Origin of the sequence: Albimonas marina, from assembly GCF_029223255.1 — a bacterium.
GTDB lineage: Bacteria > Pseudomonadota > Alphaproteobacteria > Rhodobacterales > Rhodobacteraceae > Albimonas.
In genome coordinates this window covers 66861-81788 of sequence record NZ_JARHUC010000002.1, presented here as the reverse complement: position 1 = coordinate 81788, position 14928 = coordinate 66861, and the positions used below count along the sequence as shown (strand labels likewise).

The window sequence follows — 14928 nt, the reverse complement described above, 5'->3', positions numbered from 1 at the left end:
TCTCAGCTCCGCTTCAGCTTCGGGTCCAGCGCGTCGCGCAGCCCGTCGCCCATCAGGTTGATCGCCAGCACCGTCACCAGGATCGCGAGGCCGGGGAAGGTGACCACCCACCAGGCGCGCAGGATGAACTCCCGCGCCTCGGCCAGCATGGTGCCCCACTCCGGCGTCGGCGGCTGCGCGCCCATCCCGAGGAAGCCCAGCGCGGCGGCGTCGAGGATCGCGGTCGAGAAGGACAGCGCCGCCTGCACGATGATCGGCGACAGGCAGTTCGGCAGCACCGTGATGAACATCAGCCGGGCCTTCGAGGCGCCCGCCACCCGCGCGGCGGTGACGTAGTCCTTCGAGCGTTCCGACAGGGCCGAGGCGCGGGTCAGGCGCACGTAATGGGGTTGCAGCACGATGGCGATGGCGATCATCGCGTTGGTCAGGCTCGGCCCCAGGATCGCCACCAGCACCAGCGCCAGCAGCAGCGAGGGGAAGGCGAGGATGATGTCCATCACCCGCATGATCAGCGTGTCGACCCACCGGGGCGCGAAGCCCGCCAGCAGGCCGATCACGATCCCGCCCGAGGCGGCGACGACGACCACGACGACGCCCACGTAGAACGAGAACCGCGCGCCATGCAGCAGGCGCGAGAGCATGTCGCGCCCCACCGCGTCGGTGCCCAGCGGGAACTCGAGGCTGCCGCCCTCCATCCAGAAGGGCGGCTGGAGGAGGTGGTCGCGGTACTGCAGGATCGGGTCGTGCGGCGCGATCACGTCGGCCAGCGCCGCGACCAGCACGAAGGCCGCGAAGACCCACAGGCCGATGACGGCGCCGCGGTTCTCCTTGAAATAGCGCCAGAACTCGGCGAGCTGGCCGGGGCGCTTCTGGGCGGCGGAGACGGGGAGGTTGGAGGCGTCGACCATGTCCTCAGCCCTTCCGGATGCGCGGGTTGATGAAGCCGTAGAGCACGTCCACGGTCAGGTTCACGATCATCACGATCACGGCGATCATCAGCAGGCCCCCCTGCACGGCCGGGTAGTCGCGCCGGAAGATGCTGTCGACCATCCACTTGCCGATGCCGGGCCAGGAGAAGATCGTCTCGGTCAGGATCGCGCCCGCCAGAAGCGTGCCGACCGACAGGCCGATGACGGTGACCACCGGGATCAGCGCGTTGCGCAGCGCGTGCAGCCCGTTCACGCCCAGCGGGCTCAGCCCCTTGGCGCGGGCGGTGCGGATGTAGTCCTCCGACAGCACCTCGAGCATGGCCGAGCGGGTCTGGCGCGCGATCACCGCCAGCGGGATGGTGCCCAGCACGATGGTCGGCAGCACCAGGTGGGAGACGGCCGAGCCGAAGGCCCCCTTCTCCCCCGAAAGCAGGCTGTCGATCAGCATGAAGCCGGTGGGCTGGGGGAAGAAGAACATCAGGCTGATGCGCCCCGAGACCGGCGTCCACTGCAGCCAGCCCGAGACCACGATGATCAGCAGCAGCGCCCACCAGAAGATCGGCATCGAGTAGCCGACCAGCGCCGTGGACATCAGCGCCCGGTCGAAGAACTTGCCGCGGTTCACGGCCGCGATCACGCCCGCGGGCAAGCCCAGCGCGACGGCGAAGATCATCGCGCAGATCGACAGCTCGAGCGTCGCGGGGAACAGGGCGAAGAACTCGTCCCAGACCGGCTTCTTGGTCACGAAGCTCTGGCCCAGGTCGCCGTGCAGCACGCCCCACAGATAGTCGAGGTACTGCTCCCAGATCGGGCGGTCGAAGCCGAACTGCTTGACCAGCTCGGCGTGGCGCTCCTCGGTGATGCCGCGCTCGCCGGCCATCACGATGATCGGGTCGCCGGGCAGGGCGCGGATGAAGGCGAAGGAGATCAGGGTCACGCCGAAGAAGGTCGGCAGGAAGGTGACCAGGCGGGAGAGAAGGAACTTCAGCATCAGCCGACCACCGTCAGGGTTTTCGGGAAGGCGGTCAGGACGCGGTGGCCGGTCTGCGTCACCAGCACGTCGTCCTCGATCCGCACGCCGAGCCGCCCGGGCAGGTAGAGCCCCGGCTCGTCGGTGAACACCATGCCCGGCGCCAGGACCTGGTCGGAGCCGCGCAGGATGTAGGGCGCCTCGTGCACCTCCCGCCCCAGCCCGTGGCCGGTCTTGGTGAGGATGAACTCGGCGTAGGGAGAGGCCTCGAGCACTGAGGTCGCGGCGTCGTCGACGTCATGCGCGGTGGCGCCGGGGCGGGTGGCGGCCAGCGCCGCCTCGTTCGCCGCCAGGACGGTCTCGTAGATCGCCGCGTCCTCGTCCGAGGCGTGGCCCACGAAGACCGTGCGGGTCACGTCGGCGTTCAGGCCGCCCCAGACGGCGCCGAAGTCGAACAGCAGCGCCTCGCCGGGCCGGATCTCGTGATCGCCGGCATGGGCGTGGGGCAGGGCCGCGTTGGCGCCGGCGGCCACGATGGGCCCGAAGGCCAGCCCCTCGGCCCCGTGGGCGAAGAGGGCGGCGATCAGCCGACGCTCGACCTCCTTCTCGGTCTGGCCGGGGCGCACGCCGTCCAGCACCTCGCCCAGCGCCGCCTCCGAGATGCGGATCGCCTCCTCCAGCGCGGCGATCTCGCCCTCGGTCTTGCACAGGCGCAGGGCCGAGATCTCGCGCTCGGCGTCGCGGATCTCGATCTGGGGGCAGGCGGTGCGGAAGGCGTGGTGCACGAAGACGCGCATCACCTGGCCCTCGACCGCGATGCGGCGCAGGGGCATCGCGTCGGCCAGCGCCTCGAACGCGCCCATGTAGCCGTCCTGGTCGCGCCAGTCGTGGACCGCGCCCTCGAAGCCCAGCTGCGCGAAGCTGCCCAGTTCCAGGTTCGGCACGATCGCCGCCGGCGCGCCGCGGGGCGGCACCAGCACGACGGTCGGGCGTTCAGAGGTGTGGAAATTCCCGCCGATCGAGCGGGAGAAGTTGGGGCCGGGCACCAGGGCCACGGCGTCGACGTCGAGGGCGCGCGCGAGGGCGCGAAGCTCGGAGAGGTCCAGGGTCATGTCGGCTCGCTTCTGGCGTCGGCTCGGGCGAACGGCCGCTCGCGCGGCGGGGGGCGCGGCCGGGCCCAGACCCGACGCGCGCGTAAACCGGGGCGAGCCCCTACCCTCGGGCGGCCCGGAATGCAACCGGCCCGCGAGCGGAGGTCATCCGGTCGCGGGCCGTGCGGAGCGGGCGGCGACGTCCGCCGCCCGCCCGTGTCGGATCACTCGGCGAGGTCGACGCCGTAGAAGATGTGGCCGCCCAGCGGGTGGACCTTGTAGCCCTGGACCTCGGGACGCACCGGCATGAACACGGTCGAGTGCGCGATGGTCGCCCAGGGGGCCTGGTCCTTGAAGCGGACCTGCGCCTCCTCGTAGAGGCGGGTGCGCTCGGCCGGGTCGGAGACGACCTTGGCCTTCTGGATCAGGGCCTCGAACTCCTGGTCGCACCACTGCGCGCGGTTCGAGCCGCCGACGCCGTCGCAGCCCAGCAGCACCGCCAGGAAGTTGTCCGGGTCGCCGTTGTCGCCGGTCCAGCCCAGCAGCACCGCGCCGTCGCGATCCACTTCCTTGGAGCGCTGCAGGTACTCGCCCCACTCGTAGGAGACGATCTCGACGTTGACGCCGACCTTGGCGAAGTCCGCCTGGATCAGCTCGGCCATGCGGCGGGCGTTGGGGTTGTAGGGACGCTGCACCGGCATCGCCCAGATCTTCATGGACAGGTCGGTGACGCCCGCTTCCTCGAGCATCTTCTTCGCCGCCTCGGGATCGTAGGCGTCGTCCACGACGGCGTCGTTGTAGGACCAGATGGTCGGCGGGATCGGGTTCTTGGCGATCTCGCCCGCGCCCTGGAACACGACGTCGATGATGGCTTGCTTGTCCATCGCCATGTTCAGCGCTTTACGCACCTTCGGGTTGTCGAAGGGCGCGACCTGGGTCGAGTAGGCGAGGTAGCCCACGTTCAGGCCCTGCTGGCTGAGCAGGTTGACGTCCGCGTCCGACTTCATCGCCTCGATGTCGGCGGGGTTCGGATAGGGCATCACGTGGCACTCGCCCGCCTTCAGCTTCTGGTAGCGCACCGAAGCGTCGGGGGTGATGGCGAAGACCAGGTTGTCGATGGCCGCGGGCGTGTTCCAGTACTCGGCGTTGGCCGTGTAGCGGATCACCGCGTCCTTCTGGTAGCCCACGAACTTGAACGGGCCGGTGCCGATGGGCGCCTGGTTGAGCATCTCGGGCGTGCCGGCCGCGAGCATGGCGTCGGCGTATTCCTTCGAGACGATCGAGGCGAAGTCCATCGCCAGGTTCGCGATCATCGGCGCCTCGGGCCGGTTGAGCACGAACTTGACCGTGTAGTCGTCGACCTTCTCGATCGACTTCAGCAGGTCGGGCATCGACATGCCCTGGAAGTACTCCCAGGTGCCGCCCGAGGCGGTGTGCATCGGGTTCTCGGCCTTCCACTGCCGCTCGAACGTGAAGATCACGTCGTCGGCGTTGAAGTCGCGGGTCGGCGTGAACTGGTCGTTCGAGTGGAACTTGACGCCCTGGCGCAGGTGGAAGGTGTACTCCAGCCCGTCCTCGGAGACCTCCCAGCGCTCGGCCAGGCCGGGCTGGATCTCGGTCGAGCCCGTCACGAACTCGACCAGCTGGTTGTAGACCGGATGGGAGGAGGCGTCGAAGGTGGTGCCGGCGGTGTAGAGCGCCGGGTCGAAGCCCTCGGGCGAGCCCTCGGAGCAGTAGACGAGGGTCTTGGCCTGGGCCGCCCCTGCGGCGAGGCTCGCGGCGAAGATGGCGGCGGCCGCCTTGGCGATGAGATTCATTGGAATGGTTCCCTGTTTCGGTCGTTGTGCGCGACCTGTTCGACCGGTTGCGCGGCCCCGCCGCCCCTCTCCCCAGGAGCGAGCCGCAGGCAGGACGTGCAACCGGCTGAGCCGCAACCTCCCTTCGCTTACGTGCACTGTCAACAGCCGTCCCGGCGTCACCCGGCGCCGGAGAACTGGGCGCCGCACGCGGCGCACCGTCGCCCTGGGGTGGAAAATCACGTCCCCTCAAGGCGATCCGACCCGATGTTGATCCAAACCGCCCGGCAGGCCGGCGCCGTCGCCGGGACGCCGCCCGGGCGTCGGACCGCCTGCGCCGCCCGCTCGCCTCAGCCCGCGCGTCGCCGCCGCAGGCCGCCCAGCCCCAGCGCGGCGATCCCCGCGGCCAGCAGCGCGGCGGGGGCGGGCGCGGGGGTCTTCACGACGCCGATCTGCAGGTCGTCCATGGCCGGAAGCGAGAAGGGGATCACAAGGCTGACCCGCACGAGGCTCTCGCCCTCGTCCACGGTGAAGCCGAAGAAGGTCTTCGGAACGCCGGCGCCCATGCCCGAGACGACCACGTCGTAGAGGGTCTGGCCTCCGTCGCCGGTGAACACCTGGATGACGCCGGCGGTGGGACCGGTCACCAGGTGGCCGAAGGTCCCGCCGAAGGCGGTGACGGGCTGGCCGAGCGACCCGCTCCACAGCTCGATGGCCAGACCGCCATAGGCGTAGTTGGGGTCGGAGGACGGCCCGTCGCTGATCGAGGCCTTGGTCAGGACCGCCGAGTCGAAGGGCTGCCCGTCGCAGCGCAGCGCGCCGCAGACCATCGCGTTGAGGCGGGGGCCGTACCTGAAGCCGTCGACGACCAGCGGCTCGTCCAGGGGCAGCAGATGCTCGCGATCGCCGACCAGTCCCTCGAAGTCGGTCAGCACCAGCGTGCGCGCGGCGGCGTCGAAGGCGGCCTTGTCGTCGTACATGACGATCAGCGCCCGGGCGGGCGCGGCGAGGGCGCAGACGGCGGCGATGGCGGCGGCGAGCGTCGCGACAGGGGTCATGCGGCGCTCCTGAATGCCATCACGTTACGTCATCCTTATACATCCCGGTGCGATGATGGAAGCGGCTTCGCCCGCCGCCGCCGCCGCTCAGCCCGGCCAGGCGAAGCCGCGCGCGGCGCGCATCAGCGCCTCGACGCCAGGCGAATGCTTCCGCCCCGGGGCGGTGAAGGCGCAGATCCGCCGCTCCACCGCCGGCTCGATCAGCGGGCGCTGCATCAGGCCGGGCAGGGTGACGGAGTATTCCGGCATGAAGGCGAAGCCGATCCCCGCCAGCACCATCGCCTGCACCCAGTCCTCCCGCGTCGAGCGGAAGCGGGCGTAGAGCTCGACGCCCCCCTTGCGGCAGGCGCCCATCACCATTTCGCGCATCTCGCACGACAGGCGGTCGACGTAGGGCTCCCCCGCGAGCTCCGACAGCGGCACGGCGTTGACCTCGCGCAGCCGGTGGTCCGGGGGCAGGGCGACCACGTAGCGCTCGGCGTAGAGCTCCATCGCCCGGAAGCTTTCGGTCAGCGCCTCGGTGCGGGTCGCCACCGCCACGTCGAGCTGCGCGTCGGCCAGCCGCTCGGCCAGCTCGGGGACCGAGGCCTCCTCGACCGAGAGCTCGACGCCGGGATGGCGCTGCTCGAAGTGGGCGAGGAACCGCGCGAGGCGCACGTGCCCCACCGTCGACATTACCCCCAGCCGCACCGGCGCGCGCTCCAGCAGGCGGAAGCTGCTGGCCAGGCGTCGCGCGGCCTCGGCCTCGTCGGCGATCTGCTGGAGATGGGAGAGCATCGAGCGGCCGAAGTCGGTCAGCAGGATCCGCCGCCCCTCGCGCAGGAAGATCGGCGCGCCCAGCTCCGCCTCCAGCGCCTTCACGCCCTTGGTCAGCGCGGGCTGCGAGACGCCGCAGTCCTCGGCCGCGCGGGTGAAGTTCAGCCGTCGCGCGGCGGCGAGCACGTAGCGGACCTGGGCCATCTCCATCGCGAGTCCTCCCCCTGAAGCCTTCTGCTGCGCGGGTCCGATGATAGCGCGAACCGATCCCAACCCGGCGTTATCGAACGATGACGCCGGGCCCGTATTCCGCAAGGGAAACCCGTGCTGTCATCGGGGCCTCGTCACCGAAGAAGGGAGGGTCCGAGATGTCGGTCTACATGGTCGAGCGCAGCCTGAAGGGCATCAGCATGGAGGATCTCGCCGCCGCCCAGAGCGCGGCCATCGCCGCCGCCGGCGACATGCGCGGCCGGGGGGAGGAGATCCGCTACATCCGCAGCACCTTCGCCCCCAGCGACGGCCGCTGCATGTGCCTGTTCGAGAGCGACTCGGCCGACCGGGTCCGCGCGCTGAACGACGCCGCGGGCCTGCCCTACGACCGCGTCGTCGAGGCGATGGACCTCACGCCCTGAGGGGCGCGCGGGCGCGGGGGCGGCCGTCCGGGCCGCCCCCGCGCGACGCCGTCAGGCGAAGGCGAAGTCGGTGGGGTCGAGCGCCGCGAAATCCCCCTGCACCACCGCCAGCAGGTCGTCGCCCAGGAACACCCGGGCGCGGCCGTCGCCGGCCCGGAACACGAGGTCGTCGGCGCCGAGCCCGTCCGCCCCCAGCACCCGGAAGCTGTCGATCCCGTCCTCGAAGTCCTTCACCCGGTCGAAGGCGCGCACGCCGGCGACCAGCACGAAGACGTCGGCCTCGGAGCCGCCCACCAGCTTGTCGATGCCGCGGCCGCCGTCGATCACGTCGTCGCCCGCGCCGCCGCGCACCACGTCCTTGCCGAAGCCGCCGTGGACCTTGTCGCCTCCCTGGCGCCCCTGCAGCAGGTCGTCGCCGCGGTTGCCCCGCAGCACGTCGCCGCCCTTGCCGGCGAAGCCGCGGTCGTCGCCGCCGCCGCCCAGCAGCACGTCCGCCGCCTTGAATCCGCGCATCAGGTCGTCGCCGCCCCGGCCCTCGAGGCGGTCCTGCCGGTTGGTGCCCAGCAGCACGTCGTCGTCGCCGGTGCCGATCTGCGTGGCGTCGTCGTCGAGGATGGTGAAGCCGGCCTCGGCGATGCCCACGGTCGCGGTCTCGTCGATCGAGTCGATGGTCATGCCGAAGGTCTCGTCGCCCTCGTTCTCCAGGTCGCCGATCACCCGGACCTTGAAGCTGACCGAGGTCTCGCCGACGTCGAGCGCCACGCTGCCGTTCACGCCCGTCACGTCCTCGGGGCCCGCGTCGCCGGTCGTGCCCAGCGTCACCACCGCGGCGTTGTCGGCCCGGTCGCGGGAGATGGTGAAGGTCACGCGGGTCGATCCCTCGTCGCCTTCCTCGACGGTCGAGAGGTCGGCGGCGATCGAGTAGTTGGGCGTGTTGATCAGGGTCAGCAGCTGCTCGACCACCGCGGCGGGATCGGCCGCGCCCACCACCGCGCCCCCGGTCTGGTCGACCGCGTCCAGCAGGTCCGCGTCGACCGAGGAGGGATCGCCGATCTGGATCGTGGTGATCTGGACCGAGGCGGTGCCCGACAGCGGCGCGACGGGATCGTCCGTGGGCACGAAGGCGGGGAACTTGTCCCCTTCCGAGCCCGGATCGCGCCCGGCGAGCCCGTCGCCGAAGCTGAACTCGAACGTGTCGACCGTGGCGAAGGAGCTGAGCTCGGTCGTGCTGCGCGAGGAGATCACCGCCCCGATGTTCAGCGCGAAGCTCAGAACCGCCGGCAGCAGGTGCGCGTCGTTGGCGGTGGCGTCGGTGAACAGCGCGATGCGCTTGGTCCCCGCGCCGGCGCGCCAGTCGCCCATCGACCCGTCGAGCGCCTTGAGCAGGCCGTCGAAGGCGGACTCGGGGAAGTCGCCCCCGCCGCTCGCCGACAGCGAGTTGATCGCCGCCTGCGCCGCCGCCTTGCGCGCGGCGAAGTCGTCGTCGTCGGTGAACTGCAGCAGGACCTGCGTCGGCTCGCCGTTGTCGTTGTCCTTGTAGGAGACGACGCCCACCCGCGCGTCGATGGAATCGTCGTTGAACAGCGCGTCGATCACGCCCGTCGCCGCCGCCTGCACCGCGCCGATGTCGTCGGACATCGAGCCGGTGGTGTCGACCACGAAGGCGAAGTCGGTCTGGAAGGTCAGGCCGCCCTTCGACAGGCTGAAGGTCTCGTCCCCGGTGAAGCGCACCTTCTCGATGTTGGAGAAGGTGTCCGTCCCCTCGTTCGCGTCGCCGCGCACGTGGCGCGAGGTCCAGGTGCCGTCGGGGTTCACCCGCACGTCGTAGTCGGTGGGCTTGCCGGTCAGCAGGGCCACGTCGTCGCCGTCGCCGCCGTTGAGCTGGTCGTCGCCGCCCGCGCCGAACAGCACGTCCGCGCCGCGGCCCGACTGCAGGTTGTTGGCGCCCGCGCCGCCGATCAGCAGGTCCTTCGAGACGCCGGCGGCCGAGGAGTTCCAGTCGCGGTTGCCGGACTCGGAGCGGTCGATCTCGGCGCCCGCGGTGTACTCCCGATCCCGCGTCAGGATGTTCCCGGAGCTGTCGTAGGCGATGTAGGAGTTCTGCTCGGGGATCCCGAGCTCCTTGTACATCTTGTTCGACATCTTGACGGTGTCGCCGCGATACTCGGTGACGCCGTCCCAGTTGTCGCGCTTGCCGGTCAGGGCGTGGACGAATTCGTGCAGGATCGCGGTGACGGGCGTGTCGATCACCGCCTTGCCGTTGTTGTCGATGTAGTTGGCCTTGTCGAGATAGGCGAGGTCGATCTCGATCTTGCCGGCGTTGACGCGGGCCTGGAACTTGCCGGCGGCGAAGACGACGTCGATGTCCTTGCCCGCCGCAATCCAGTCGTCGAACATCTTTTTCGCGGTGGCCGAGCCGTCGTAGCCCGTCTTCATCGCGTCGAGGATCTTGGTCTTGTCCGCGGCGCTGAAGCCGGTGAACGTCGTCTTGTTCTTGATGGATGCAAAGGCCATCGTTTCTCTCCCCACTTGCGGCCCGTTGATCGGGCGCGCGTATCGAGTTCGAGGCCCCGCGCCCGGCTACCGGTCGGGGGTCGCGAACTCCGGGCCCGCAAGGGCCCTTGCGTCGCGCAGGCCGTCGAACCGGCCGCCGGTCCCGCCGGGGGCGAGACAGCGGTCGACCAGGGCGTCGATCAGCGCGGCGTAGTCGTCGGCGAAACGCGGCAGGCGCTCCGCCAGGTCGGCTTCCGCGCCCAGGTCGAACGGGCCGCGCGTGGATTGCGGCGCGCGCTCGAACAGCCAGGCGAGGTCGGGGGGCAGGCGCTCGGCCAGCGGCGGGTCGCCGGCGGCGGGGGCCTCGCCCATCAGGACCTCGCGCGCATAGGCGTCGGCGAGGTCCGCGAAGGCGGTGCGGCTCAGCGGAAGCAGGGGCTCGGGCGCGGGCGGCAGGGGCGCGGCGCCCGCATCCATCGCGGCGGCCTCGGCCTGGTCGCGCAGGATCCGCCGTTCGTTCCACGTCGCGAACAGCTCCACCGCCGGGCCGGAGCCGTCGCGGCGCACCGCGGCCTCCGCCCAGGGCGAGACCGCGCGGCAGTCGGCCTCCCCGGCCTCGGCCGGCGCGGGCGGCAGGGGGAAGGGGGCGTCGCCGGAGGTGACGAGGGGGATGCGAAGCACGGTCAGCCGGGAGGCGCCGGGCCGCGCGCCGCGCGCCTCGAGCCGCCGGGCCAGCCGTTCGCTCAGCGCCTCGACGAAGGCCCGCAGGGCAGGGTCGGCCACGTCGGCCGCCGCGGTCGCGGGACGGCCGGAGACGGCAGGGTCCAGCACGATCAGGTCCATCGCCGGCGCCTCCCCCGCGAACGCCGAAGACGAGCCGACCATCAGGCCCCACGCCAGCCCTGCGGCCAGCAGACATGCAGCGCGCATCATGCGTGCGCCTCCCCGGAATTGGTTAACAAACTACAGCGGACCTCCGAAGAATTCCAGTTCGTCGTGGATCTGCTCCGTTTTCCGCGGCCGAGCCCGATCCCCGCGAGGCAGGGCGGGCGGCGGCCCGGCATTTCGTGTAGGCTGCGGAAAAACGAGACGAAACGGCCAAGGGGGGAGTCGCCATGTCCGGCACGAAGGGGCCCGAGGAAGGCCCGACCCGCGCCTTCAGCGCCGCCGAGATCGGCGCGCTCGCGCATCTCTACCGCGGGGAGGTCTACCGCTCGACCGTCTGGCGTACCCGGCTCGACACCACCACCAACTGGTCGGTGGTGACGCTGGGGGTGGCGCTGTCGATCACTTTCTCCTCCACCCAGGCCTCGCCCCTGCCGCTGGTGCTGGTGGGGGTGCTGGTCCTGTTCTTCCTGATGCTCGAAGCGCGGCGCTACCGCTACTTCAACGTCTGGCGGGCCCGGGCGCGGTGGATGGAGACGCATTTCTACGCCCCGATGCTGCACGAGGGCGACCTGCACACCGAGACCGGCTGGCAGGAGGTGCTGGCCAACGACTACTGGCGCCCGCGCTACCACGTGGCGCTGTGGATCGCGGTGGGTCGGCGGATGCGGCGCAACTACATCTGGATCCTGCTGATCCAGTCGGCCGCCTACGCCGGCAAGATCGTGGTCCATCCCGAGCCGCCCACGGCGCTGGCCGACATCTGGGCGCGCGCCGCGGTGGGGCCGGTGCCGGGCGAGGTGATGATCTTCGGCGGCGTGGTCTACGTCGCCGCCTGGGTCTCGGCCTGCGCGATCACCTGGCGGCTCGATCCCGCCAAGCGGCGCCACTCGACGGGCGACACCTCGATGGGCTGACCGGACCGCCCGCCGCGCGCTCCGCGGTCCCCGGATCGTGAAGCGGGGGCGCAGATATTCCGCGAGCGCCTGCGACATTTTGCGCTAGAGTGGGGGCGTGGCGACGGTCGACTCACGGCGTCTCGCCCCACCGGCTCCCGGACGCCCCCCTCACGACCGCGCCCCGCAGGCTCGAGCGCAGGGAGGCGTCCATGACGCAGACCATCCGGAACCCGGCCCAGTGGGCGGTGGAGACCTCGGTCGAGGTGTCCCATCACCTGGGCGACGCGATATCGACCGTCGGCGGCCGCGGCAGCCTCGACGAGGCGCGGCACTACCGCATCCGCACCCTCACGCAGGACGACCTGCGCGACGCGCTGCGCATGGGCTACGCGGATTTCCGCGCCTGCCGCACCGACGTGGCGGCGTTGTGCGTTCTGTGGCCCGTGCTGGGCTTCGTCATGGCCTGGTTCGCCTTCGGCAACGGGCTGATCCCGCTGATCTTCCCGATGATGGCCGGCTTCGCCCTGCTGGGCCCGGTGGCGGCCGTGGGCGTCTACGAGATGAGCCGCAGGCGCGAGGCCGGCGCCCGCGTCGGCTGGGCGACCGCCTTCGGCGTGATCCGCGCCCCGTCCTTCGGCGCGATCCTGGCGCTGGGGCTGGCGCTGCTGGGGCTGTTCTTCGTGTGGCTGGTCGCCGCCCGCACGATCCACGCGCTGACCATGGGGCCCGAGACGCCGGACTCGGCCCTCGTCTTCGCCCAGCAGGTCCTGACCACGCCCGGCGGCTGGGCGATGATCGTGCTGGGCTGCGGGGTGGGCTTCGTCTTCGCCGCGCTGGCGCTGGCGGTCAGCGTGGTGTCCTTCCCGATGCTGCTCGACCGCTCGGTGGGGCTGCCGACGGCGGTGGTCACCTCGCTGCGCGTCACGCAGCGCAATCCGCGGGTGGTGGCGACCTGGGGGCTGATCGTGGCCGTGGGCCTCGCGCTCGGCTTCGCCACGCTGATGATCGGCCTGATCGCGGTGCTGCCGGTGCTGGGCCACGCGACCTGGCGGCTCTACCGCCGGGCGGTGGTGGACGAGGCGGGGCCGACGCTGAAGGGCTGAGGGCGCCTCAGCCCAGCGCGACCCACAGGGCGTGGACGGCCATGTAGATCACGATCAGGGAGCCGATCGTGTAGAAGGTCGCCCGCACCTCGTGCCGCCGCTTCGTCGCGTAGGCCCAGAAATGCGCCGCCCGCGCCAGGACGAAGCCCCCCATCAGCCCCTGCGCCAGCCACAGCGGAGGATCGACCGCCACGAACAAGAGCCCCGCCGCCCAGAAGGCGGGGATGTTCTCGAGGTCGTTGCGATGCATCCGGCGCGAGCGGTCGACGTATTCGTCCACCGCGAGCTGGCTCGGGTCGGGGGCCTTGTTCAGCGGCCCGGGCAGCAGATCTTCGGGACTGACCAGCCCCGCGTTGGTCTTGACCATCCGGTGCACCGTCATCCAGCCCTGGCCCATGACCTTGAGCACCGTCAGCGCGGCGGCGACGACGTAGACGACGAAGACGGGGTTCTCGAGGCTGAGCAGGTCCATGACGCATCCCGACGGCAAGCTGTCCCAGGAGAAGCCGGAGCCTACGCCGCCCCGCCGCCGATGCCCAGCGCGGACATGAGCCGCCCCGCGGACGCCGCCCGGCGGCCGCGCCCGCGGGGGCCGCTCACCACAGCGGCTCGGCGTTCACCGTCGAGACATGGGCCGCCACCACCTTCCAGCCGACGTCGTCGAAGCGCACGAAAGTCTGGCTCTGGCGGCCGATCAGGTCCTTGCCGCGCACCTTGAACTCCAGGTTCGTGGTGGCGAAGTCGCGGCCGAGCGTCAGGATCTCGAGCCGGATCCGCTTCTCCTTGATGCCGGGCCCCGGGGGGCGGCGGACGCGGTGGGCGTGGATCTCGTCGAATCCGTAGCCGTTCTCGTGCAGCGCGTAGCGGATCGTGTGGGGAGAGCGCCAGAAGGTGGCGTCCAGCACGTCCACGTCCTTGGTCTCCAGCGCCGTCTCGTAGCGCTCGAACAGCTCGCGGATCTCCTCGACCACCTCGGGGATGTTCGGCGTTCGGTCGGTCATGCGGTCTCCCAGTCCCTGGCGAGCGCGAGCAGCGAGGCGTCCGCCCCCCGCGCCCCGATCACGGCGAGCCCCACCGGCGCGCCCTCCACCTCGCCCGCGGGCAGGACCAGGACCGGATGGCCGGTCAGCCCGCCCAGGGCGCAGATCGCGTTGATGCGGTCCCGCGCCCGGTCCATCTCCGCCAGCGGCAGGTCGCGCGGCGGCGCGGGGTCCGGGGTGGCGGGCAGGGCGATGCAGCCGCCCCCGCGGGTCAGATGCGCCAGCCGCCCCCGCGCCTCGTCGCGCACCAGGCGCGCGGGGGGCAGGTCGGCGGCCGGCGTCGCCGCCCCCGCCATCAGCGTGCGCGCCACCAGGTAGGAGAAGCGCGGCACCTGCGCCTCGACCCAGGGCCCGAAGGTCGCCCAGGCCTCGGCGAGCTGCAGCGTGCGCTGCGCCTTCGCCCAGGTCGCGAAGCCCGGCGGGGCCAGCAGATCCTCCCGCCCGGGCGCCGTCATCGCCTCCAGCCGCGCGAGCGCCGGGGCCAGCGCCTCGGCCACGCCCGGACCCGCGAAGGCGAAGGCGTCGGCGGCGACGGTCAGGGAGGCGGGCGGCGCCGCGGGCGCCTCGTCGATCAGCACGGCGCCGACGCGCGCGAAGACCTCGCCCTCGCGCGCGAACCAGCCCGCGGTGTCCGAGCCCGGCGCCTGGGGCAGCATCCCGGCCGTCGGGACCCGCCCATGGGTGGGCCGCATCCCGAAGAGGCCGCAGAAGCTCGACGGCACCCGCACGCTGCCGCCGGTGTCGGTCCCCAGCGCCGCGTCGCACAGCCCCTGCGCCACGGCGGAGGCGGAGCCGGAGGAGGAGCCCCCCGGCACCCGGTCCGGCGCGCGCGGGTTGAGGGGCGTGCCGTCGAAGGCGTTGATCCCCAGCAGGCCCAGAGAGATCTCGTCGGTGATGGTCTTGCCCACCAGCCGCGCGCCGGCGTCGAGCAGGCGCTGGATCGCGGCGGCGTTCGCCTCGGCGGGCGGGTGGCTGGCGGCCCAGTCGGGATTGCCGGCGCCGGTGACGCGCCCCGCCACGTCGAACAGGTCCTTGGCCGCGAAGCTCAGCCCGGCGAGCGGCCCCTCCGCCGCGCCGGCCAGCTCGAACCGCTCCACGAAACATTTGCTCATCGTCGCCCCTCGTCCCCCCTTCGTCCCGTCGTCCGGCCCACCCTCCCCCGAAGCCGGGGCGAGGGCAACGGCGCTCCTGCCGCATGGGCGCGCGCCCGCCGATTGCGGAGCGCGCGCCGATCCCGCACGGTCGGCGCGCCGGCCCGCGAGTCGCCCCGCGGCCC

The 14928-nt window shown here is 71.7% G+C and carries 14 protein-coding genes; 3 read left to right on the top strand and 11 right to left on the bottom strand.

Annotated features, from left to right (window positions below; all coding sequences use genetic code 11):
- Nucleotides 1-2: 2 nt before the first annotated feature.
- The 6 genes from P2H44_RS04180 to P2H44_RS04155 all read right to left on the bottom strand — a co-directional run bounded on the left by P2H44_RS04180 (nucleotide 3) and on the right by P2H44_RS04155 (nucleotide 6810).
- Nucleotides 3-908, bottom strand: a complete 906-nt coding sequence (locus P2H44_RS04180; protein WP_275762183.1) for an ABC transporter permease subunit — start codon at nucleotides 906-908, stop codon at nucleotides 3-5.
- Between the two features lie 4 nt (nucleotides 909-912).
- On the bottom strand, nucleotides 913-1920 hold the full coding sequence (locus P2H44_RS04175) for an ABC transporter permease subunit (RefSeq protein ID WP_275762182.1): 1008 nt from the start codon (nucleotides 1918-1920) through the stop codon (nucleotides 913-915).
- Complete coding sequence (locus tag P2H44_RS04170) at nucleotides 1920-3011, bottom strand: M24 family metallopeptidase (RefSeq protein WP_275762181.1); 1092 nt, start codon at nucleotides 3009-3011, stop codon at nucleotides 1920-1922. Before P2H44_RS04170 ends, P2H44_RS04175 begins: the two co-directional genes overlap by 1 nt.
- Nucleotides 3012-3214: 203 nt before the next feature.
- Nucleotides 3215-4807 (bottom strand): ABC transporter substrate-binding protein, encoded by a 1593-nt coding sequence (locus P2H44_RS04165; RefSeq protein ID WP_275762180.1) that lies wholly within the window; start codon nucleotides 4805-4807, stop codon nucleotides 3215-3217.
- A 329-nt stretch (nucleotides 4808-5136) separates the two neighbouring features.
- Nucleotides 5137-5844 carry a hypothetical protein gene (locus P2H44_RS04160; RefSeq protein ID WP_275762179.1) on the bottom strand — a complete coding sequence of 236 codons (708 nt, stop codon included), beginning with the start codon at nucleotides 5842-5844 and terminating at the stop codon, nucleotides 5137-5139.
- Nucleotides 5845-5931: 87 nt separating this feature from the next.
- The gene (locus tag P2H44_RS04155) at nucleotides 5932-6810 is read right to left on the bottom strand and encodes a LysR family transcriptional regulator (RefSeq protein WP_275762178.1); all 879 of its coding nucleotides are present in this window, start codon (nucleotides 6808-6810) and stop codon (nucleotides 5932-5934) included.
- A gap of 158 nt (nucleotides 6811-6968) precedes the next feature.
- On the opposite strand from P2H44_RS04155, the gene P2H44_RS04150 reads away from it, so the two are divergent.
- Nucleotides 6969-7232: a DUF4242 domain-containing protein gene (locus tag P2H44_RS04150; RefSeq protein WP_275762176.1), complete on the top strand. Its 264-nt coding sequence runs from the start codon at nucleotides 6969-6971 to the stop codon at nucleotides 7230-7232.
- Between the two features lie 51 nt (nucleotides 7233-7283).
- Here the strand turns inward: P2H44_RS04150 and P2H44_RS04145 are convergent, their stop codons facing one another.
- Both P2H44_RS04145 and P2H44_RS04140 read right to left on the bottom strand, forming a co-directional pair.
- The gene (locus P2H44_RS04145; protein WP_275762175.1) at nucleotides 7284-9746 is read right to left on the bottom strand and encodes a VWA domain-containing protein; all 2463 of its coding nucleotides are present in this window, start codon (nucleotides 9744-9746) and stop codon (nucleotides 7284-7286) included.
- 66 nt (nucleotides 9747-9812) lie between these two features.
- Nucleotides 9813-10658, bottom strand: a complete 846-nt coding sequence (locus tag P2H44_RS04140) for a hypothetical protein (protein ID WP_275762174.1) — start codon at nucleotides 10656-10658, stop codon at nucleotides 9813-9815.
- Nucleotides 10659-10840: 182 nt separating this feature from the next.
- Between P2H44_RS04140 and P2H44_RS04135 the strand changes: the two genes are divergently transcribed.
- Together P2H44_RS04135 and P2H44_RS04130 are read left to right on the top strand one after the other, a co-directional pair.
- Nucleotides 10841-11527, top strand: coding sequence for a DUF2270 domain-containing protein (locus P2H44_RS04135; RefSeq protein WP_275762173.1), 687 nt, complete (start codon nucleotides 10841-10843; stop codon nucleotides 11525-11527).
- 191 nt (nucleotides 11528-11718) lie between these two features.
- Nucleotides 11719-12612, top strand: coding sequence for a DUF2189 domain-containing protein (locus tag P2H44_RS04130; protein WP_275762172.1), 894 nt, complete (start codon nucleotides 11719-11721; stop codon nucleotides 12610-12612).
- A gap of 7 nt (nucleotides 12613-12619) precedes the next feature.
- Here the strand turns inward: P2H44_RS04130 and P2H44_RS04125 are convergent, their stop codons facing one another.
- From P2H44_RS04125 to P2H44_RS04115, 3 genes are all read right to left on the bottom strand, one after another.
- The gene (locus tag P2H44_RS04125) at nucleotides 12620-13084 is read right to left on the bottom strand and encodes an MAPEG family protein (RefSeq protein WP_275762171.1); all 465 of its coding nucleotides are present in this window, start codon (nucleotides 13082-13084) and stop codon (nucleotides 12620-12622) included.
- Nucleotides 13085-13208: 124 nt separating this feature from the next.
- Nucleotides 13209-13613, bottom strand: coding sequence for an AtzH-like domain-containing protein (locus P2H44_RS04120; RefSeq protein WP_275762170.1), 405 nt, complete (start codon nucleotides 13611-13613; stop codon nucleotides 13209-13211).
- A complete protein-coding gene (locus P2H44_RS04115; RefSeq protein WP_275762169.1) occupies nucleotides 13610-14764 on the bottom strand; it encodes an amidase in 1155 nt (384 codons plus the stop codon). The genes P2H44_RS04120 and P2H44_RS04115 overlap by 4 nt, the downstream gene beginning before the upstream one ends.
- Nucleotides 14765-14928 lie beyond the last annotated feature (164 nt).